The sequence below is a fragment of the Psychrobacter sp. KH172YL61 genome, assembly GCF_007182895.1.
Lineage (GTDB): Bacteria > Pseudomonadota > Gammaproteobacteria > Pseudomonadales > Moraxellaceae > Psychrobacter > Psychrobacter pacificensis.
On the sequence record NZ_AP019516.1, the window covers coordinates 757,073 to 777,310 of the forward strand.

Below are 20,238 nucleotides of genomic sequence, written 5' to 3' on the forward strand. Positions count from 1 at the left end.
CAAAAGCCGAACTTATCATTGAATCTAGGCGATATATAATCATTTGTGTATCGCCTAATCATCTTAAAACTCTTATATCATTTTTTCTATGTTGTTTGGCGTTGTCACCTTATGAAATATTTTAGCCAATTTATACTACTTGCTCTAGCCGTTGCAGTGCTTTTGGGATTGCAATATCAGTATTGGCTGGGGAAAATGGCCATTTTGAACATAACAAGTTGACGGCTCAAATTGAAGAGCAACAACGCTTAAATGATAACCAAGTGGCAGCAAACAATCTATTACGTACCGATGTGCAAGATCTAAAAACTGGACTTGAGGGCGGTAGAAGAGCACGCTCGCTTAGATTTGGGCTTAATCAAACCAAATGAAACTTTTGTCCAAGTATCAACTGCACCAACGACGCATAGTAGCTATTAAGCTATAGCTATCGGTCTGTATGATGTGATATCAAGCATTATCATTTATTATAAAGCCATCCGTCATTCTTATCATTTTCACTATCTCTCTTTAAATATATCGTCATGGGTTCAACCATGAGTATCACACTATGAATAAAACCCCTAATATACACGCCATGATCGTCGCAGCTGGTCGCGGCAGCCGTTTTGGTGCATCCATTGCCAAACAGTACACAACGCTACAAGAGCAGACTTTGTTGCAGCACAGCGTGGCTAGGCTTGGTCATAGCGATTATATTAATAAATGCCTATTGGTCGTAGCAGCAGACGACAGCACAGCGCAGGAGCTAGAGTTTGAGCTTCCTATATATTACGCAGTTGGTGGGGCCGAGCGTTGGCAATCAGTGCAGGCAGGGGTAGAGGCCATCAGTGAGTCAGGCGCCGATGATACGGATTTAGTACTCATTCATGATGCGGCACGTCCCGCTGTACCGAGTGTGGATATCGATCAAGTTATTAAAGCGGCGATGAGGGGAGCCTTATGGTGCTATCTTAGCGACACCGGTGGCCGATACGTTGAAGAGCTCCTATCAGAAAATCACACCTACTGAGGAAGATAGACTCATTCCTTATGCGAAATGCACTATTGACCGTAGCAACATATGGCAAGCCCAAACCCCGCAAGTTTTTCGTTTAGGTCAGCTGAAACGCGTCCTACGCTATGTATCTGAACATCAGCTCAGTATTACAGACGAAGCCAGTGCTTTTGAGCACTTAGAGCTACCTATACGTTTGGTGCCGGGTAGTCGACAAAACATCAAGCTTACGTATCCTGATGATGCTATATTACTGGCAGCAATTCTTGATATCCAATTCTCACATTAATCAAATTTATAGATTTGCTTCGTATTTATATCAGATAGCTCAAGGTAATGACTGTCAATATCGCATCAATTTCACGGCAAGTTTTAGATTCAATAAAAGTTAATATATATTAATTTAATATATATTTAAAACATGTTTTTGTATATAAGCAAGACTATTAATTAATAAAAGGTTGCTTTGATGACCAATCTAAACTATGATGTAACTAACTTAATACAATTAATATAAAAACTTATAAAATCAATAATATATCAGGCCGATTTATTACGCTTAGTTATGTTGTCTCTATATTTTCTGAAGTTAGTATGATTGTTTTAGCGACATTTACCTGATAATAGGGAGAAGCTGATTGTCAACAATCAACGATTCAACAAATCCAGTAACGACAGATCTCTGCCAGCTTGTATATATAAGCCGGATTACCTCTACTGGTCTTTCAAGTCCTAGCACGCTTAATGACATCTCAGAGACCTCGGTCGAACGCAATCAAATAGATAATATCACGGGTATTCTTTGCTATGGCAATGGCTACTTTTTGCAGTGTGTCGAAGGCTCAGAGCAGGCACTAACCAACCTAAAAAAATCGTTTGTTGATAGATGATCGACATAAAGAATTGAAGGTTTTAGATTTTTCTGAGATTACCAAACGTCGTTTTGCCAGTTGGTCATTACGTTCAATTACCCTTGAGCGTTGGATGACTAAAGAGCCTGAACTTAAAAAGTTAATGCCATTTAAGCCGTATGAGTGGGATTCTAATGAGTGGCAGAAGTTCTTGGACATATTGCAGGGCTACTATGAAGAGCAAACGAGAACAGGTAACGTTGATACGCCTCCTGTCAAATACAGTACGCTAGGGGTGACGTTGAGTAAGGTCGTTGGTCAACACCAAGCATTCTTTTTAATTCAGACGGTACTCGGCTTGATGATAGCTGCCACATTGCTATGGCTAATACTGTAATCGATAAATAATATAGTTATAGGCGTTAATTCTCTTATGATTTTAAGTATGTTCATACGATTGCTCATCGAGCTAAATACTAATTATATCTAGTTGAGCAGACAAACAAGAAAAAGCCAGCATTGATTCAATGCTGGCTTTTTCTAATTAAACAACTAGCTTGGATATTAAGAAAGAGCAGACATAAAAACCCCAACTCATAACATATTATGAGTTGGGGTTTCGGTGGTACCATTGTTAGTCTTATTGGATGCTAACAAGTGACGCCAAATAGTGGCGTCCCCAGGGGGATTCGAACCCCCGTTACCGCCGTGAAAGGGCGGTGTCCTAGGCCTCTAGACGATGGGGACTAGTAACAACACTTCAACTGCTTTCACCATTTATGCTGAAGTGGTGCGTATTTTAGTAGCGTCTGCGTTTCCTGTCAAGCCTTTTTCTACGTCTTTTTAAAATTAAATATCTTTTTTTAATTGCACGGCGAGGATGGAGATCATTGCGCTTTAAATGATACCGAATCCATAGGGAAGTACAAACACTAATAGTTAAAGCGAGCAACATATAGCCTAGGATGGTTCCCCATAACTTAAGTTGTGGATCCATAATAAAGTCCCTCCTATTAGGCCTCGATAGTATTCGCTAACAAGGCAAAGTGAGCAACTTGAACTATCTATAGGATATAACTGCATCGCTTAGGCGCGACATTCATCATAAGTAGTCATATTAGTCGTCCAAAAATATGACATTTATTATTATACAAAATAATTCCATCTGCTTATCGTGATATCAATCATATCCCTATTGATTATCAAATCAAGATGTCAAAGTCATCAAATATTACAAATAGCACTATTATGTATGATTGGCAATATATGATATGTGACTTATTCACTATCGTTATCAGCTGATGCTTCTGTAGCTTCTTCATTGTGCATCGCATTAGCGAGCATAGGATAATTATTGAGTATGTGACAGAACAGCTCGGCTGTCTTTTGAGTGTCATACAGTGCTGAGTGAGCATTTTTACCATCAAACTCGAGTCCTGCTGCCTTACATGCCCGTGCTAGTACAGTTTGTCCAAATGCCAGTGCAGACAAAGTCACGGTATCAAACACTGAAAAATTGTGAAAAGGATTGTGATTCTTACTATTGGTACGTAGCACAGCTGCATTTAGAAATGCCAAATCGAAATGCGCGTTGTGTCCAATCAGAACACATTGACGGCACTCTTCTTCGCGGCGTACTTCTTTTAAGCCTTTGAAGATACGGCGAAGGGCCGTTTTTTCATCTTCAGCAATGGCTTTGCGCATTGGGTTGTTAGGATCGATGCCAGTAAAGGCAAGGGCACTGGGCTCTAAATTCGCCCCTTCAAACGGTTCAATATGCGCATTGAATGCCTCACCTGGGTAAAATACGCCATGCTCATCAAGTAGTACAGGGATACAGGCGATTTCTAATAGCGCATCAGTCTGAGAGTTAAAACCCGCTGTCTCGACATCGACGACGACAGGCAAAAACTTACGAAATCGGTCTTTTAGACTCAAGGGTGTTTGCTCATCGTCGCCCTTGTCTTCAGTAGCAGCACTTGGAATTACGTTCAGGTCGTCATCCGTGGAATTTGAGACATCTGCGTCAGGCAAGGTTGCTGTATTTTGATTGGTCATATCAAGTTCAATCACTTTTATCAGTCGTGCTGGTATATGGAATTGCACATCATTATTTCATAACATCGATAACGCCTTTGCACTAATGAGGTTTAGTACAAAGGTATCATTGGCATTATAGAAAAAATAATAGGTTGCTTTGTTAGTGCTAGGCTGTGTGGCTACTAAATCTTAAGCGACCAAGGTAACGTTTCACCTGCCATGAGCGGCGTTAATGATGCACCATCAAAGTAAGGGTAGTCGTTTGGTACTTGCATAGGCGTGTTGACAAGCGTAATGGTACTCTCGTTTAGAGGTAGACCGTAGAACTGCGCGCCAAAGCGACTGGCAAAGCCTTCTAGCTTATCTATTTTGCCAACGCTATCAAACGCAGTGGCATATAACGGCAGGGCAGTTGCTGAACTATAGCAACCAGCACAGCCGCAAGCGGCTTCTTTCTTGTCGGTAGCATGTGGCGCAGAGTCGGTACCCAAGAAGAATTTTGGATTACCACTCGTGGCCACATCCAACAGGACTTTTGATGGCTTTCACGCTTCAAGATAGGTAAGCAATAAAAGTGCGGTTTGATACCACCAACTAATAGATGGTTGCGATTAAACATTAAATGCTGCGGCGTAATAGTAGCAGCAACATGGTTGCCTTGAGCCAATACAAAATCTGCTGCATCGCTGGTCGTTATATGCTCTACCACGATTTTTAATGTTGGAAATTTGACGATGATTTGCGCCAGCACTTCATCTAAAAAAGCGTTTTTCGCGATCAAAGATATCTATATGGTCTTGCGTCACTTCACCATGTATCAATAGTGGTAAATTGTGCTTTTCTAGTGCTTCAAATACATCGACACAGGCATTGATATTGGTAACACCATCGGCAGAGTTGGTGGTCGCTCCAGCAGGATAAAGTTTGACCGCTTGTACGATGCCTGACTGAGCGGCCAATTCGATATCTTGAGCGGTGGTATTGTCCGTTAAGTACAGAGTCATACGTGGATCAAAGGCTGATTTTCGCTCAAGACTTAAATCGCTTGCTGCCAAAGTTTTCATGATACGCGCGCGATAGGCCTGCGCATCATGTGCATTTTTGACTGGTGGCACAAGGTTTGGCATACAGATCACACGGTTAAAGCTACCTGCTGCGTGTGGCACAGTGGTGCTCAAAGCCTGATCGTCGCGCAAGTGAATATGCCAATCATCTGGCTGAAGGATGGTTAATTCTCTAATCGAATCAGTCATAGTGTCAAAGCGCTCTATATCGTCAAATAAAGGAAAAAAAGAGGATAATACTGTGCGACTATCATAACAGATTTACCCAGTTGACTAAATATAAGGCGAAATATCTGTACATAATTCATTGAGTACTATTTAACCCTTTTTAAGATTTAAGCCAAAAGCACACGCCTTATGGCAGTTAGACTTTTGCCTATAGTAAATATGATGTACACTGAGCAGGTAATTTCTTTTTAACTTGCTTACGATTTGATCTTAGCGCGTTTACTAAAACTAAATTCTCATAACAGGGAGTTTTTCATGGCTCAACTTGATCCAAAAAATATTAATAAAATCGTATTGGCATACTCAGGTGGTCTTGATACCTCAATCATCGCTAAATGGCTGCAAGAAACCTATGATGCGGAAGTGATCACCTTTACCGCTGATATCGGTCAAGGCGAAGAAGTTGAGCCAGCAAGAGCCAAAGCTCAAGCAATGGGTATCAAGCACATCCATATCGAAGATTTGCGCGAAGAGTTTGCCCGTGATTACGTATTCCCGATGTTCCGTGCCAATGCCATTTATGAAGGTGAGTACTTACTTGGCACATCGATTGCACGTCCACTGATTGCCAAGCGTTTGGTTGAGATTGCTAAAGAACACAATGCCGATGCCATCAGTCATGGCGCAACTGGTAAAGGGAATGACCAAGTTCGTTTTGAGCTAGGTGCTGTCGCTTTGTCACCAGACGTGGTAACGATTGCTCCTTGGCGTGAGTGGGATTTATCAAGCCGTGAAAGCTTAATGCAATATGCCAAAGAGCATGACATCGCTATTGATTATGCAGGCAATAAGAAAAAATCTCCTTATTCAATGGATGCCAACTTGCTACATATCTCTTATGAAGGTGGCGTTCTAGAAGAGCCGTACACTGAAGCAGAAGAAGACATGTGGCGCTGGTCTGTCAGTCCAGAAGACGCGCCTGATGAAGCGCAATATCTAGAACTAGAATACAAGAAAGGCGATATCGTTGCTATCGATGGCGAAGCCCTAAAGCCTTATGAAGTCATGATTAAGCTGAATGAAATCGGCGGTAAACATGGTATCGGCCGTTTAGATATCGTTGAGAACCGTTATGTTGGCATGAAGTCACGTGGTTGCTACGAGACGCCAGCTGGCACAATTATGCTAAAAGCCCATCGCGGTATCGAGTCACTAACGCTTGATCGTGAAGCTGCCCACCTAAAAGATGAGCTCATGCCACGCTATGCAAAAATCATCTACAATGGCTATTGGTTCAGCCCTGAGCGTATGATGCTACAGGCATTGATTGACAAATCACAAGAATACGTCAACGGTACGGTACGTGTAAAATTATACAAAGGTGCTGTGAGCGTCGTCGGTCGCAAGTCAGATGATTCGTTATTTGACGAAAAAATTGCAACTTTCGAAGATGATGCAGGTGCTTACGATCAAAAAAGACGCAGAAGGTTTTATCCGTCTAAATGGTCTGCGTTTGGCTATCGAAGCTAGCCGTGGTCGCGATTTGTCTAAATAAGCGTTTCGATTATACATAGTTAACTAAGTATTTAGCTCAACAGCAATAAAAAAGAGGCCTATATAAATAGCGCCTCTTTTTTTATGGCTGATGCGTTTCTATAGTCAGATGACCACAAAAATGTTATAAAATAAATCAACTAAACGATTACCACAATAAATAACCATGACTTACTCCCTAGATTATCGCAAACAAGTCTTAAAAAGCTTAGATGAGGGCATGACCTTTGCTGAAGCTGCTGTTTTCTATGATATCAGTCCAACGACTATCCAGAAGTGGAAAAAGCGTCTTCATAGTAAAACCACTCGATATATTAAGCCCTACAAAATAGAGGGATGAAGCCTTAGCTCAAGATGTCAAAGACCACCCTGACGATTATCACTATGAGCGAGCACAGCGTTTTAATTGTAGCCCAACAGGCATCAGTAAAGCCTTAAAGCGTATTGGTGTTAGCAAAAAAAAAGACACTTGAGCATCCCAAAGCCTGTCCTGTGAAAAGAGCGACTTATCTAGCCAAGCTTAACCACTACATTGCTCAAGGCTTTGCTATTGTCTATATGGACGAAAGTGGGTTTGAGAGTGAAACGATGCGTCCTTGTGGTTATGCACCCATTGGTAGCCCCTGCATTGGCAGTTACAATTGGCAAGCCAAAGATCGAACCAACGTCATTGGTGCACTATATGGCAAAACGCTGTTTGCACTCGATTGCTTAAAGACCAACATTAATAAAAAGATTTTCTATCACTGGTGCAAGTTCACGCTGATACCAAAGCTTAAGAGAAAATGTGTGATCGTTATGGATAATGCAGCCTTTCATAAGCGCGTTCAAAAGCTGCTTAACAGGCATGGTCACAGGCTTCTATTCTTACCACCTTATAGTCCCTGACTTAAATCCCATCGAGAAAAAGTGGGCTCAAGTGAAGTTTTTACGCCAAGATTGGATGGAAAATGACTTATCTAAATTGTTTTATGATATTCATCCAAAACATAACTCTTTTGTAGTGCAGTGACTATATCAAGACTCTGTTTTGAACATCAGTTTATTAAAAGCACATGTCTTTATTGAGCTTGTGCTGTCTCTGCCGTATCAGACTCTTCATCGTCCACTCTCACAATAGCGACATCTTGTTGCTGCCGCTCATCAGTGATATCTTGTGCTAATATTTCTTCGGTGGCGAGCACGACGCCATCAGACTTTTGCGATTGATATTTGAGTGTAGCGAGCGCCCCCAGTACACCGATGACAAGTATAATAATAAGAATGACAGGGTTTTTCCAAAGCGGTGTGGAAGCGTCATATTCTATCGGCTTTTCGCTCGTTGTCGCTGGCGTGTTGTCATTATTGCCACCGATCAATCCTAAGCTTACCAAAGGTGGCTTTGGTGGATTGGCGGGTTCAGAGTTGATGCGCAGTCGGTTTCGAATAAGATAAATATCAGAGATTTTCGCCAACTGCAGTAACCAGCGCTGATGTGGCAAAGCAATAGCATGCATCTCTTCAAATACCAGCATGTCGTTGTGACGACCCTGCGGCAAGTTCTCCGGTGAGCGTCCAATAGCTTTTAGGTAATTACCCGTTGCCAATTGCATGTCTTGTACAGGTTCATGGTTTTTAGGCTCGAACCCTGTCAACTCGTACCAGTGGCTATCAAAAGGTGGCGGGGTGCTTGATAGCTGCTCAGCGTGTAATAGTTTGAGTTCTACACTCTGCGCATGATTTTCCAAAGACTCTTTGTCTTCTACAGACTCTGTCAGTGTGGCCGGCTCGCTGTTAGCACGCTCTGACTCAAGAGTAGGCACTGCTTGCGTTTGTACATTGTTAAAGCGTGCTGCGGACAAAAACTGTGGCTGTAGGGCAAACCATTTATTCATCTCGTCACTATCGAGTTGACTGTATTCTGCCAAGATGGCCAGTTCTCGAAGGACAATCACGCATAAAGAGGTGAGTAAGATTTGAACTTGCTGCGTTTTTGCTTGAATATCTTCAGCAATATGATCACTGATTTTTTATCACACGGGCGCTGTTATTAAAAACGGCATCTGCTGCATCGTTTCGGTGATATAACGTCGCCTTAAGAGTCGCAAAATTCATGGAGTTATATTGTCGTAACTCTTTGACAGCAGCACGTCCAAATAGTCTTTTGCTGAGTGCTTGTTCTTGATGTTGCTGCTGATAGGCAAGAAGCGCGCTCACAATAGCTTGTAGACTGGCATCCATTGCCAGCCTCGCTTGTGGCAATGAGAGCTGTGCGGCATCAGCCAAAAGTGGCAGCATAGGCTTGGTATCATGATATAAAAATCATACATCGACACACGTGTCGGTGAAATAGTCGTCATAATCTGCTAGCATCAAAAAGTGTGCCTCTATATTACGGTGCCAAAAGCATTGACACAATCCCTTGATAATAGAAATTTTGAATCAGTTTTACTAATTACCTTAACAGTTATCTTATGGATGATTGATAGCGGGAAGCATTTATGACGAATAATGAAACTTTTAATAAACATCTAGTGATTAATATTGCTAAGCAGACATTAACAATGCATAAGCAGCAAGCTGAGGTCACTGAATATACCGTCTCTACGGCAAAAAATGGCATCGGTAGTCAGCAAGATAGTGGTTGCACGCCACTTGGTCAGCATATCATTGCAAAAAAAATAGGCGGCAGTGAGCCTATGAATGCTGTGTTTGTGGGCCGTGTGCCGACTGGCGAGGTGTATGATGCCGCTCTTAGCACGTTACATCCCAAGCGTGATTGGATACTGAGCCGTATTCTTTGGTTGAGCGGTTTGGAAGAAGGCTCGAATAAAGGTAGCAACAGTCAAGGTGGCTGTGATACTTATGAGCGCTACATCTATATCCACGGCACACCAGATACTGAGCCGATGGGTATACCGCTTTCACATGGCTGTATACGTATGCGTAATACAGATATCGTGGAATTATTTGAGCAAGTCGAAGAGGGTATGCCGGTAATGATCGTTGCAGATTAACGAAGATTAATTGTGCTTATTATTTCTACATTTCTATAGCATATTTACTTATCAGTATTTGAGCCAAAAAATCCGATGACGGCTAAGGATGGTAGTGAAAGGTATAAATATTGAACGATAAGATCGAAGCGAAAAATAAAATGGTTTATCTATAAAAAGGACAGCTTCATTGATAAAAGCTGTCCTTTTACTAAGCAATGTATCTTTATCGAGGTATCTTTACCGAGTAAGACGTTTTACCAAAATGTTGAGCTGTCTTTAAATTTAGCCAAACGCGTTTCGATATAAATTGGGTCATCGGTGAGCATGGCAGCAAACCAACCTGCACCATATAGAGCATTGGTATCTTTCGCTGATTTTAGGGCATAGAACTGTTGATATTGATTGTCATCATTGCGTTGCTCTAGCGCTATGTACGCTTTTATCAGACGCTTTAACCAACGTTTGGTTTTCTTCTTGGCTTTTTTCTTACTTAACAAAGGCGCAGAGAACTCACTTATGTAGCGTAACGCTTTTAGGTGATCGCATAGTAGCGCTTCGTCTTGATTATCCTCAGAGATATCCATATCAACATTTACATCATCGCTCACAAGATCGGTACTGCTTACTTCATCAGTTTCTTTATCTGCTTTGAGGCACTTGTTATATTGTTTCGATAGAATTTTTGCTAGCTTGTCGAGAGCAAGTTTATCCGTTTGAGGCTCAATACTAGGGTCACTCATGGTAAAGGCAATCAGCTCTAGCAAGGTGAGCTGAAAGTCATTGGCTTGCAGTGTATTGATCGGTGTGATTTTTATGTTCTCGATATCTGTCGTCCAATCAACAGCAGGGGCTCCGAGTGCCTGTAGCTCAGGCTCGATATAGGTATTGATATGAGTGAGTTGGTAATAATTGTCCAGCAACGACGAGGTTTGCTTTAGTATCGGTAGCCAGTCAGGATTGATCTCGTCAGAAAAGCTATCAAATGCTGTTAACGCAGCCTGCAAGCGCTCAAGACCAATGCTTACCTGCAAAACATGCTCGTCATCAATGCTTCCAGCGACGATAGCACTGCTATTTGGCAGTATCTGTAATAGACAGTTATGTACGGCTGCTCGTATAAAGGCGGGCATGCTACTGTCTTTGTTCAAATCTAGTTGGCTTAGGTCAGCGCCAACTGCTGGACTGTGGTTCTGTCCGTTGATGAGCAAGCCACCGTTCTCAGCTTTGGTCACGGTAGATAGACACAGCTTGTAACGTTTGCACCATGTTTTGGCTGTCGTAAACAAAAATCTAAATCTCCTGACACCAACTCGAACTCTATCTCCTGAATGGTTTTTCGCTGAGAGTCATCAGTACCATGGACAATTTCTCCATGATCGTAAGCCATCTCGATACAACTATCAGTTTCGTCACTACTATCTTCTATCAGTAAGCGCGTGGTGCGCTCGACGTTGGTGACATACAGTCGTGTTAGGTTTTTTGCTAACTTTTTGAGTTTGAAGTCAGCCAATGCAGAGGCGACAGGAGTTTCTGCATATATCGTCAAATCAGGCATCAGCCCATTATTATGAAGCATTTCCTGCACTTGCTTGTCATCTAACACAGCGTTGTGCTCCAAACGAGTGGCAATGCCATCGCCACCAGCTTTGATGGTTTGTACCCAAGTATCGCCTTCTTTGCGAATACGCAGACCGATACCTGCCTGTGCAAGCTGCTGGTCAGGAGTATCGTAGTAATGTGCAGCCAGTTGCGTCACTTGGGAAGATTTAACTTTTACTTGCCGCATTAAACCCTTTAGACGTGACTCTGGTACCAAAAACTTCAGCTCTATCTCTTGCATATTGGCTCCTAATAATTCTGACTGATGGCTTTGATTGACGGTTTTGCTTGATAATTATTAGTCTACCACTCTCTGATTATTTAAACCGCAATAAAAAACCGCCCTACATGATATAGGGCGGTTTTTTAAGTACGTACTGCTAGTCTAGGGTTTATTAGAACTGGTTCATCGTGTTCTTGCCACCACCAGCTTTTAGTGCGTTATCACCAGAGAAGATTTCTTTGTGGTCATCGCCAAGGTCAGAACCAGCCATTGCTTGGTGCTTAACACAAGAGATGCCTTCGCGGATTTCTTTACGTTGTACGCCAGCTGCATAAGCAAGCATGCCTTCTTCACCGAAGTAACCTTTAGCAAGTTCATGAACGCTAAGAGCAGTCGTGTGGTAAGTCGGTAGCGTGATTAGATGATGGAATACACCAGCTTCACGTGACGCATCACGTTGGAAGTTCTTAGCGGCAACGTCAGCTGCTGCATCAAGCTCAGTACCGTCGTAGTCAGCACTCATCAAGTCATCTTTATTGTATGCAGAGATGTCTTTACCTTCTTCTTCCCATTTCGCGATGACTTGCTTACGGAAGTTAAGCGTCCAGTTGAATGATGGGCTGTTGTTGTATACAAGCTTGGCTTTAGGCTGTTGCTCTTTGATACGGTCAACCATTGATTTGATGTGCGCAACATCTGGCGTTGGCGTCTCAATCCATAGTAGGTCAGCACCATTTTCTAGAGCAGTTACACAATCTAGAACCACGCGGTCGATGTTGGTGTCTTCGCGGAATTGGTATAGACCGTTTGCTAGGCGTACTGGGCGTACCAATTTGCCATCACGTTTGAGCAGCATGTCATTTTCTTTTGCTTCGTCGATTTCAATCTCTTCAACTTCAAGGAAATCGATGTACTTAGAAGCAAGATCACCTGGTTCGTTTGATACTGGGATTTTTTGCGTCAACGATGCGCCTTCAGAGTCAGTACGAGCAACGATAACACCGTCTTCGACACCAAGCTCTAAGAATGCATAGCGGATGGCGTTTAGTTTGGCGATAAAGTCTTCGTGCGGTACAGTCACTTTACCCGCTTGGTGACCACACTGCTTCACATCAGATACTTGGTTTTCGATCTGAATGGCACAAGCACCAGCTTCGATCATTTGCTTAGTCAATAGGTAAGTCGCTTCTTCGTTACCGAAACCTGCATCGATATCAGCGATGATTGGCACAACATGTGAATCAAAGTTTTCGATTTTTTCTAGGATAGCTGAGGTGTCTTGACCCGCTTCTTCAGCAGCATTTAGCTCACGGAAGTAGTCGTTCAATACTTTAGCGTCAGCTTGACGCAAAAACGTGTAGATTTCTTCGATTAGCTTAGGTACTGATGTTTTTCGTGCATAGATTGGTCAGGTAATGGACCAAACTCAGAGCGTAACGCCGCTACCATCCAACCTGAAAGATAGATATAAGTTTTAGAGGTCGTACCGAAGTACTTTTTCTTAGCATACATGGTTTGCTGTGCCACAAAACCATGCCATGCACCTAGAGACTGTGTATACTGAGATGTATCATTGTCATAATCTTCCATGTCTTGACGCATGATTTTTGCAGTATACTTTGCGATATCCAAGCCCGTTTTAAAACGGTTTTGTGACATCATACGTGCGGCATCAGTCTCGCTAATGTTCTGCCAGTTGCCGTGCTTTTGCTTTTAATTCACGTACTAGGTCGATCGCTGATTTATATGCAGTTGACATCTATAGTCTCCTTGGTAGGGGTGTAAAAAATAATAAATTGAGCGTTAAAGTAATAATTTGCGTTATCAATAAATTTGGTAGTGATGCTATCAATACCTCGTAAAGGTCTTCTTTACCCTAAACAAACCTGTGCATGAATACAAGAAGATTGCTGAACTCAGCAGTTGACAAATAATTACTGATGTATAGTGTTGATTCAGCTTGTCCATGTCTATCAAAGGTGTTTGAGCATTTAATAAACAGCGTTGTCATAATTAGCAACAAGAGATGTTACAATTATACTGACACTTGGTAGTGTTTCACTGTCGAGATAAACCGTTACTATGCTATTTAACTATGTTGTTTTTTGGACGATAACCCGTTCGTAAAACTCAGGTTTGTGGTCTGTACCGCAAATCCTTTATGGAACTCACTATAACTGCCTTACCAAGATTTATCTAATTTATGATACTTATCTTTAGTATTTTTATAGGTTATAATGTAGTCATAACAGTATCTTATGGTGATGAAATTGAGTTATGCTGAGTATCTTTTGCGGTAAAACCAATAAAAATTCGCAAAATTATGCGGTCCTAGATCGAAAATCACCATTTCAGTACTGATAACACCAAGCATGCCGTGGTGCTTGTCTTTTAAAAGCTAAGAGAAATACATATGAATTTGCAGCGGGTTGATTTAAATTTATTAGTCCATCTAGATGTGTTGCTACGAGAAAAAAACGTCACTCGCGCAGCTGAGCAGCTTGGTATCACCCAGCCTGCCATGAGCAATATCTTGCGCCGTTTGCGTAAGTTATTTAATGATCCATTGCTGGTGCGCTCCTCTGAAGGGATGACACCGACTGAGCGCGCCCTTGAGTTGCAGCCACGCATCCGTGAGATACTTGCAGATTTGACTCAAGTACTAGAGCCGCGTACCGAATTCCGTCCTTATAGTACCTCTCGTGTTTTTCGAATCATGACATCAGATTATGCCGAAGCGACTTTGGTACCGAGGCTAGTGAAGGCACTACGTTCGGAAGCACCCAATGTCATTTTGGATTTTTTGACACCCTCAGATGTCTCTTATCGCGATATGGAGCAGGGGCGTGTTGATTTGGCGATTAATCGTTTTAATGAGATACCACAGAGCTTTCATCAGGTATTGGTATGGCGTGATACGTTTAGTTGCTTGCTATCGTCTGAAAGTCCTTATGCCAACCGCTTTAATCTGAAAAACTACCTAAAAGCGCAACATGTTTGGGTATCTAAAACAGGGATGGGCGTGGGATTTGGGGTTAATCCAGAAAAATCAGGTGGCCTAGGATCTATTGATCAGGCATTGCAACGTTTGGGCCAAAAACGCCAAATTAGTGTCTTCACTCGTCATTATCAGATGCCAGCCATGCTTGCCGCAAATAAAGACTTGATAGCGACATTGCCAACCCGTGTGGCTCGTATGCAGGCTAATAACGACAGTATTATTATGGAAGAACCGCCGTTTTTTATTCCTGAGTTTGAGCTGACCATGGCATGGTCACCATTGCTACAGCACCATCCCTGCTCACCGTTGGTTGCGTCAATTAATCATGCATGTGGCACGGCAAGTAGTGGCTGAGGAAGAAAATCCACCACAAGAAATACCTGTCATTAATCACTTGTTTTAATGAGACTTTTTACAAAGTAGTAAGTATCTTATAGTAAGTAATCAACTCACTTTGAATATTATTGTTTAACCTATATTTGGTATATTCAACGAACCAAACCAGCCACTAGGCTGGTTTTTTTGTTTAGTGTTGCTATGTAGTCTTATTCAATATTTAGCTATTCTTAATAAGAGGGTTACACTGTTAACATCTTCAACACACTTCACAATATATTGTAAAACTCTTCGCCAAATACCTTGTTATGATAAGCACAGATAGAAAACGACTTATCGATTCATTTATTGAGTTATCCTATCAACGCAATACCAAACAATTAAAAGTGCCAATAATACTGAATATATAAAATCAAATAATAAGGACATCTACATGTCAGATATTACTACTGTTAACCCAGCAACGGGTGAAGACATTAAAAATTATGACTATATGACCAACGACGAAGTTAACAAAATCGTTGATGCGTCACATAATGCATTTTTAGAGTGGCGTACGGTGAGCCATGAAGAGCGTGGCCGTATCATTCAATCTATCGGTGACAAGCTGATGGAATATAAAGAAGAGCTTTCTCGCCTTATGACCGAAGAGCGCGGTAAGCTCTATGGGCAAAGCCAGCAAGAAGTTGATCTATGTAAAGCAATTTGTGATTACACTGCTGAAAATGGTGTTGCTGCGCTTGCCGATGATGAGCGAGATATCGAAAGCATGAAAAAGGTATCGTGACTTATCAGCCAATCGGTGTTATCTATGGTATGCAGCCATGGAATTTCCCAGCGTACCAAGTCTTTCGCTATGCCATTGCTAACTTGATGGCAGGTAACAGCGTGCTACTTAAGCATGCAGCAAACGTCACAGGTTCTGGCTTATTGATCGAAAAAATATTCCACGAGTCTGAACTGCCAAATGATTTATTCCGTACAATTTTGATTGACCATGACCAATCAGAAAAATTGATTGAAAATGACAAAGTACGTGGCGTAACGCTCACAGGTAGTGATGCTGCTGGTCGTATCGTTGGTCAACAAGCGGCCAAAGCAATCAAAAAATCAGTACTAGAGCTCGGTTCAAATGACGCCTTTATCGTACTAGAAGACGCCGATATAGAAACCGCTGTAGAGACCTGTACCCAAGCCCGTTTAGTCAATAACGGTGAAACTTGCGTAGCAGCGAAACGCTTCATCGTGGTCGATAGCGTGTATGATGAATTCCGCAAGCGTATCGTAGAAAAATTTGAAGGTACAAAATCTGGCGACCCAATGGATGACAGCTCAGACATCGGTCCATTGGCGCGTGCAGACTTACGAGATCAGTTGCATGAGCAAGTAGAACAAAGCGTAGCAAAAGGTGCAACGATTGCTGTTGGCGGTAAAGTACCAGAAGGTAAAGGCAGTTTCTATCCAGCAACTATCTTAGAAAATGTCGAGAAAGGTCAACCTGCCTACGACGATGAATTGTTTGGCCCAGTGGCGTCATTGATTCGCGCCAAAGATGACGACGATGCAATGCGCATTGCAAATGACAGTCGTTACGGCCTAGGCGGCGCTATCTTCTCAAAAGATGAAGAAAAAGCCATTCGCTTAGCCAGTGAGCAATTCGATACTGGTATGGTCTATATCAATGGTTACGGTCTTGCCAATCCTGCACTGCCATTTGGTGGTGTGAAGAACTCAGGCTATGGTCGCGAGCACGGCGGCTTTGGTATTAAAGAGTTTGTCAACATCAAAGCAGTACACGTATTTGGAAAATAACAGAGAATAATACGTAAAACTGTTAAAGACTAAAGAAAAACCCAGCTACTTAATAGCTGGGTTTTTTGTGCGGTTGAAAATAGGGCGTGTCCCTATTTTAAAAATGGTGATAAAAATGAGATAAATCATAGGCAAACAAGGAAAATAACGCAGGTAATATCAAGATATTGACCAGCTATTTGACACCGTTTGCCAAAGATTTAGCCATTTTTAGCCCATTTAGTCATAAACACTTGAATTAGGCGCACGCTCTAATATCTTAAAACAACTAAGCGTCAATCAATAGACGTAAGGGCAGGGCCGGCAAGATGCTAGAGGCTTGCTCACTTGGCGTTAATGACACGCCGCCAATAGCGATTTGTAATATCGTCCACGGCAATAGTTGATGCTCCAGCACTTGTACGCGCTTTTGCAAACTATCAGGCGTGTCGGTATGACGAATAAGCAAGACCCCTTGGCTTAACACTTGTCCTGCATCCAGCTCGGCGGTGACCACATGGATACTACAGCCGTGCTCACGCTCACCTGAGCAGAGTACACGGGTATGCGTATCTAGCCCTTTATAAGCGGGAAGTAGCGATGGGTGCAGGTTAATCATCGGTGCAGGCGCGTTATCAATAAAGTCTGCACTCAATACCCGCATAAAGCCTGCCAAAACGACCAAGTCAGGCTGCCACGCTTCAAGCTGTGCGGTGGCGTGCTTTTCAAAGGTTTTGATGCCCATGCGCTTGCCGCTCTCTACGTGCGAGAGTACGGCGACCTCGATGCCTGAGTCTTTGGCGCGGGTGACGGCATAAGCGTCGTCGCGATTACTAATGACACCAACGATTTCAATCGGTAGCGCACCTGCTTGCATGGCGTCTATGAGGACTTGTAGATTACTGCCACTTCCTGATACCAAAACCGCAATGCGTAATGGTTTGACAGGTTGGCTTGTCTGATCAATTGACATTAACGGTATACCACGGCATCGGCTTCACGTTTGACCATTTCGCCAAGTTGCCAAGCGTTTTCACCAGCGTCAGTCAACGTCTTGATCGTTGCTTCAGCTTTGTCTTTAGGCACCACGATGACAAAACCAACGCCGCAGTTAAAGGTGCGGTACATCTCACTTTGCTCAATATTGCCTTGGGTCTGTAACCAAGTGAATAACTCTGAGAACTGCCAGCTGCTGGTATCGATGCTAGCCGCTAGGTCATCAGGGAGCACTCGTGGCAAGTTGTCAGTGAGACCGCCACCTGTGATGTGTGACATGGCATGAAGCGCTGAGCTACCAAGGGTATCCTGCAATGCCTTGATTGCTTTGACATAGATACGAGTAGGGGCCATCAAGGCATCTTGAATAGGTTGACCATCTAGTTGCTCATCGCTAGTAGCCACGTCAACACCGCTAACTTCGATGACTTTACGCACTAGTGAGTAGCCGTTTGAGTGTGCCCCACTTGAGGCAAGTGCAATCAGAACATCGCCTTCGGTAACGTTGTCACCAGTCACGACCTCGCTTTCTTCAACCACGCCCACGCAGAATCCAGCGAGGTCATAATCGTCGTCTTGATACATACCTGGCATTTCAGCAGTTTCACCACCGATAAGCGCGCAGTTGGCAAGTTTACAACCATCGCCGATACCAGTGACCACAGTCGCAGCTACATCAACATCAAGCTTGCCTGTTGCGTAATAATCTAAGAAAAATAGTGGCTCTGCACCGCAAACCAACAAATCATTGACACACATCGCGACCAAATCAATACCGATGGTATCGTGACGATTGAGCTGTAATGCCAATTTTAGTTTGGTGCCCACACCATCAGTACCAGACACCAATAACGGAGAAGTGTAGCCTGTTGGGATACGGCATAACGCACCAAAACCGCCAAGTCCACCCACGACTTCAGGACGAGTAGTGGCTTTTGCAACGGACTTGATTCGCTGAACCAAAGCATCGCCTGCATCGATATCAACGCCGGCGTCTTTGTAGCTTAAAGAAGGCTTGTCACTCATAGTCATCTCACAGTTGGGGATAGATAATTGGAATTAAAAAGTAAGGGGAGTCAATCACGCTACAATCAGCGAGATAAAGTTTAAAGGCAAAGTTTAAAGATAGTGCGCGCATTATACCCAAAAACTGACCACACTCGCAAAGCAACTTACCGATATTTGGCTAAGTTTTGCATTAAATGGCAAATAAGCGATTAAGAAACAAAAATGACTGATTTTTTGTTGTACTCTGCGATAATAAAACACTAGATTTACGACTCCTGACGGCTCAAGTACCGCAATTTTTGTCACTATCTCAAATCAGCCCACATATAGGATTACTTATCATGATAAACCAACCAATCGACCCTTTTTCAGACGTTTATTTATCGTCGTCGTTTTGGTTGTGGCGCTATTCCTTCTCTACCTGATGATACCAGTCATTGTGCCGTTTATATTTGCTTTTATGCTGGCCTACTTGTTCAATCCTTTGGTAAAGCGATTGTCAAAACATCTCAAACGTTGGATCGCAATTATTATTGTGTACTCTACCATCACTGTAGGGATGGCGCTGTTGCTCTGGTGGTTGGTACCGACATTGTGGCATCAGCTGCAAGCCGCTTGGGAGTATCTACCTAAGATATCTAGTTGGTATAATCAAGTGGTACGAGAGTGGTTCAACAGTAATACTCGTTTTCAATTGCCTGTCTTAGAGTCGAAGGATTTTTCTGAGACGCTGGTCGAGTATATGCAAACGAATTATAAGTTTGCTGATGCCAGTACCATGATGAGCCAAGTACTGACTTCAAGTATGAACTTTATTAACAGTGCAGGACTGATCGTGTTGGTGCCAATTTTAACGTTTTATTTTTTTGTTCAATTGGGATCAGCGTTTACAGACGTGGAAGATGGCGATACCAGGAGCATACTGCAAACAAGTCATTGGCATCGCCAAAGAGTGCGATCAGGCTTTAATGGCGTTTATTAAAGGCCAGCTGTTGGTGATGGTGCTACTGGGTGCTATTTATGCAATACAGCTGCAGCTTATTGGTCTAGAGCTTGGACTTATCATCGGTATGGTAGCGGGTATTGCAAGCTTTGTACCTTACTTGGGTTTTGGCATTGGATTTGTGGCCGCTATCATCGCTTGCTTGTTTCAGTTTGGGTTGGATTGGACCTATTTGTTATTGGTTGTTGGGGCGTTTTTGGTCGGGCAAGCTGCAGAAGGTTATATTCTGCAGCCGCTACTATTAGGTGATAAAATTGGTTTATCACCATTATGGGTTATCTTTGCGGTATTAGCAGGCGCCAGTCTATTGGGTTTTGTGGGTATGTTAATTGCGCTACCAGTCTCTGCTGTCTTAAATGTATTGTTCCGCCACCTATATGCGTATTATCTTACGACAGATTTTTATAAAGGTCGTAAGCAATTGCTACTGTTTGAGAAGAAGTAAATATTTTATTATTGAATATAGTGAGCGGATAGCGTACAAATGGGAAGAAAAAAGCAAATGGTTGATCAGGCTTAGTAGGTAAAAGACTTGTCAGTCATTTTGCAAATATGTTATATATAGTCGCAGTGTTGATCGTATCAGCCGTTGCTATATTTTTTATCAAGATTAGCCTAATTAGGGCAAT

At 42.6% G+C, this 20,238-nt stretch carries 16 protein-coding genes, 1 tRNA gene and 7 pseudogenes; 14 read left to right on the top strand and 10 right to left on the bottom strand.

Annotation, left to right across the window (positions count from 1 at the left end; all coding sequences use genetic code 11):
- Nucleotides 1-218 precede the first annotated feature (218 nt).
- The 5 genes and pseudogenes from PKHYL_RS03875 to PKHYL_RS03890 all read left to right on the top strand — a co-directional run bounded on the left by PKHYL_RS03875 (nucleotide 219) and on the right by PKHYL_RS03890 (nucleotide 2,245).
- Entirely contained in the window at nucleotides 219-371 is a 153-nt protein-coding gene (locus PKHYL_RS03875) for a hypothetical protein (RefSeq protein ID WP_240366019.1), read from the top strand.
- Entirely contained in the window at nucleotides 349-420 is a 72-nt protein-coding gene (locus PKHYL_RS17970) for a hypothetical protein (RefSeq protein WP_332835958.1), read from the top strand. Before PKHYL_RS03875 ends, PKHYL_RS17970 begins: the two co-directional genes overlap by 23 nt.
- A gap of 130 nt (nucleotides 421-550) precedes the next feature.
- Nucleotides 551-1,286, top strand: a pseudogene (ispD, locus tag PKHYL_RS18510) (2-C-methyl-D-erythritol 4-phosphate cytidylyltransferase).
- Nucleotides 1,287-1,635: 349 nt separating this feature from the next.
- A complete protein-coding gene (locus tag PKHYL_RS03885) occupies nucleotides 1,636-1,887 on the top strand; it encodes a BLUF domain-containing protein (RefSeq protein WP_240366020.1) in 252 nt (83 codons plus the stop codon).
- 13 nt (nucleotides 1,888-1,900) lie between these two features.
- Nucleotides 1,901-2,245: a hypothetical protein gene (locus PKHYL_RS03890; protein WP_240366021.1), complete on the top strand. Its 345-nt coding sequence runs from the start codon at nucleotides 1,901-1,903 to the stop codon at nucleotides 2,243-2,245.
- Between the two features lie 274 nt (nucleotides 2,246-2,519).
- Here the strand turns inward: PKHYL_RS03890 and PKHYL_RS03895 are convergent.
- The 3 genes and pseudogenes from PKHYL_RS03895 to pyrC all read right to left on the bottom strand — a co-directional run bounded on the left by PKHYL_RS03895 (nucleotide 2,520) and on the right by pyrC (nucleotide 5,141).
- Nucleotides 2,520-2,595: transfer RNA gene (locus tag PKHYL_RS03895), tRNA-Glu, on the bottom strand.
- A 531-nt stretch (nucleotides 2,596-3,126) separates the two neighbouring features.
- Nucleotides 3,127-3,906, bottom strand: coding sequence for a ribonuclease T (gene rnt / locus PKHYL_RS03900; RefSeq protein WP_223333204.1), 780 nt, complete (start codon nucleotides 3,904-3,906; stop codon nucleotides 3,127-3,129).
- Between the two features lie 164 nt (nucleotides 3,907-4,070).
- A pseudogene (pyrC, locus tag PKHYL_RS03905) lies at nucleotides 4,071-5,141 on the bottom strand (dihydroorotase).
- 294 nt (nucleotides 5,142-5,435) lie between these two features.
- Here pyrC and PKHYL_RS03910 point away from each other — a divergent pair.
- From PKHYL_RS03910 to PKHYL_RS03920, 4 genes and pseudogenes are all read left to right on the top strand, one after another.
- Nucleotides 5,436-6,675, top strand: a pseudogene (locus PKHYL_RS03910) (argininosuccinate synthase).
- Between the two features lie 165 nt (nucleotides 6,676-6,840).
- Entirely contained in the window at nucleotides 6,841-7,014 is a 174-nt protein-coding gene (locus PKHYL_RS17125; RefSeq protein ID WP_269778241.1) for a helix-turn-helix domain-containing protein, read from the top strand.
- Between the two features lie 58 nt (nucleotides 7,015-7,072).
- Nucleotides 7,073-7,147 (top strand): annotated as a pseudogene (locus PKHYL_RS17130) (IS630 transposase-related protein); the annotation flags it as partial.
- Nucleotides 7,122-7,562 (top strand): transposase, encoded by a 441-nt coding sequence (locus PKHYL_RS03920; RefSeq protein ID WP_240366022.1) that lies wholly within the window; start codon nucleotides 7,122-7,124, stop codon nucleotides 7,560-7,562. The pseudogene PKHYL_RS17130 and the gene PKHYL_RS03920, both read left to right, overlap by 26 nt.
- Nucleotides 7,563-7,735: 173 nt before the next feature.
- Here PKHYL_RS03920 and PKHYL_RS03925 read toward each other — a convergent pair whose 3' ends face one another.
- Entirely contained in the window at nucleotides 7,736-8,581 is an 846-nt protein-coding gene (locus PKHYL_RS03925; RefSeq protein WP_240366023.1) for a hypothetical protein, read from the bottom strand.
- A 91-nt stretch (nucleotides 8,582-8,672) separates the two neighbouring features.
- Nucleotides 8,673-8,939 (bottom strand): hypothetical protein, encoded by a 267-nt coding sequence (locus tag PKHYL_RS03930; RefSeq protein ID WP_240366024.1) that lies wholly within the window; start codon nucleotides 8,937-8,939, stop codon nucleotides 8,673-8,675.
- A gap of 215 nt (nucleotides 8,940-9,154) precedes the next feature.
- Here PKHYL_RS03930 and PKHYL_RS03935 point away from each other — a divergent pair, with 215 nt between their 5' ends.
- Entirely contained in the window at nucleotides 9,155-9,670 is a 516-nt protein-coding gene (locus PKHYL_RS03935; protein WP_223333200.1) for a L,D-transpeptidase, read from the top strand.
- Nucleotides 9,671-9,906: 236 nt separating this feature from the next.
- Here the strand turns inward: PKHYL_RS03935 and PKHYL_RS03940 are convergent, their stop codons facing one another.
- The 3 genes and pseudogenes from PKHYL_RS03940 to PKHYL_RS03950 all read right to left on the bottom strand — a co-directional run bounded on the left by PKHYL_RS03940 (nucleotide 9,907) and on the right by PKHYL_RS03950 (nucleotide 13,233).
- Nucleotides 9,907-10,938 carry a CHAD domain-containing protein gene (locus tag PKHYL_RS03940; RefSeq protein WP_240366025.1) on the bottom strand — a complete coding sequence of 344 codons (1,032 nt, stop codon included), beginning with the start codon at nucleotides 10,936-10,938 and terminating at the stop codon, nucleotides 9,907-9,909.
- Entirely contained in the window at nucleotides 10,881-11,492 is a 612-nt protein-coding gene (locus tag PKHYL_RS03945; protein ID WP_240366026.1) for a CYTH domain-containing protein, read from the bottom strand. Before PKHYL_RS03945 ends, PKHYL_RS03940 begins: the two co-directional genes overlap by 58 nt.
- Nucleotides 11,493-11,646: 154 nt before the next feature.
- Nucleotides 11,647-13,233 (bottom strand): annotated as a pseudogene (locus PKHYL_RS03950) (isocitrate lyase).
- 654 nt (nucleotides 13,234-13,887) lie between these two features.
- On the opposite strand from PKHYL_RS03950, the pseudogene PKHYL_RS03955 reads away from it, so the two are divergent.
- From PKHYL_RS03955 to PKHYL_RS03960, 3 genes and pseudogenes are all read left to right on the top strand, one after another.
- A pseudogene (locus PKHYL_RS03955) lies at nucleotides 13,888-14,878 on the top strand (LysR substrate-binding domain-containing protein).
- A gap of 366 nt (nucleotides 14,879-15,244) precedes the next feature.
- On the top strand, nucleotides 15,245-15,598 hold the full coding sequence (locus PKHYL_RS17135; protein ID WP_269778242.1) for an aldehyde dehydrogenase family protein: 354 nt from the start codon (nucleotides 15,245-15,247) through the stop codon (nucleotides 15,596-15,598).
- On the top strand, nucleotides 15,595-16,623 hold the full coding sequence (locus PKHYL_RS03960; RefSeq protein WP_269778243.1) for an aldehyde dehydrogenase family protein: 1,029 nt from the start codon (nucleotides 15,595-15,597) through the stop codon (nucleotides 16,621-16,623). Before PKHYL_RS17135 ends, PKHYL_RS03960 begins: the two co-directional genes overlap by 4 nt.
- Before the next feature lie 268 nt (nucleotides 16,624-16,891).
- Here the strand turns inward: PKHYL_RS03960 and purN are convergent, their stop codons facing one another.
- The gene (gene purN, locus PKHYL_RS03965) at nucleotides 16,892-17,575 is read right to left on the bottom strand and encodes a phosphoribosylglycinamide formyltransferase (protein WP_071002116.1); all 684 of its coding nucleotides are present in this window, start codon (nucleotides 17,573-17,575) and stop codon (nucleotides 16,892-16,894) included.
- Nucleotides 17,575-18,624 (bottom strand): phosphoribosylformylglycinamidine cyclo-ligase, encoded by a 1,050-nt coding sequence (gene purM / locus PKHYL_RS03970; RefSeq protein ID WP_071002115.1) that lies wholly within the window; start codon nucleotides 18,622-18,624, stop codon nucleotides 17,575-17,577. Before purM ends, purN begins: the two co-directional genes overlap by 1 nt.
- 313 nt (nucleotides 18,625-18,937) lie before the next feature.
- Here purM and PKHYL_RS03975 point away from each other — a divergent pair.
- Nucleotides 18,938-20,054, top strand: a pseudogene (locus PKHYL_RS03975) (AI-2E family transporter).
- Nucleotides 20,055-20,238: the final 184 nt, after the last annotated feature.

What these genes read in the sequence shown, in the direction of transcription:
- rnt (WP_223333204.1), bottom strand. Translation starts at nt 3,906, where the DNA reads ATGACCAATCAAAATACAGCAACCTTGCCTGACGCAGATGTCTCAAAT.
- PKHYL_RS17135 (WP_269778242.1), top strand. Translation starts at nt 15,245, where the DNA reads ATGTCAGATATTACTACTGTTAACCCAGCAACGGGTGAAGACATTAAA.
- PKHYL_RS17125 (WP_269778241.1), top strand. Translation starts at nt 6,841, where the DNA reads ATGACTTACTCCCTAGATTATCGCAAACAAGTCTTAAAAAGCTTAGAT.
- purN (WP_071002116.1), bottom strand. Translation starts at nt 17,575, where the DNA reads ATGTCAATTGATCAGACAAGCCAACCTGTCAAACCATTACGCATTGCG.
- PKHYL_RS03945 (WP_240366026.1), bottom strand. Translation starts at nt 11,492, where the DNA reads ATGCAAGAGATAGAGCTGAAGTTTTTGGTACCAGAGTCACGTCTAAAG.
- PKHYL_RS03935 (WP_223333200.1), top strand. Translation starts at nt 9,155, where the DNA reads ATGACGAATAATGAAACTTTTAATAAACATCTAGTGATTAATATTGCT.
- purM (WP_071002115.1), bottom strand. Translation starts at nt 18,624, where the DNA reads ATGAGTGACAAGCCTTCTTTAAGCTACAAAGACGCCGGCGTTGATATC.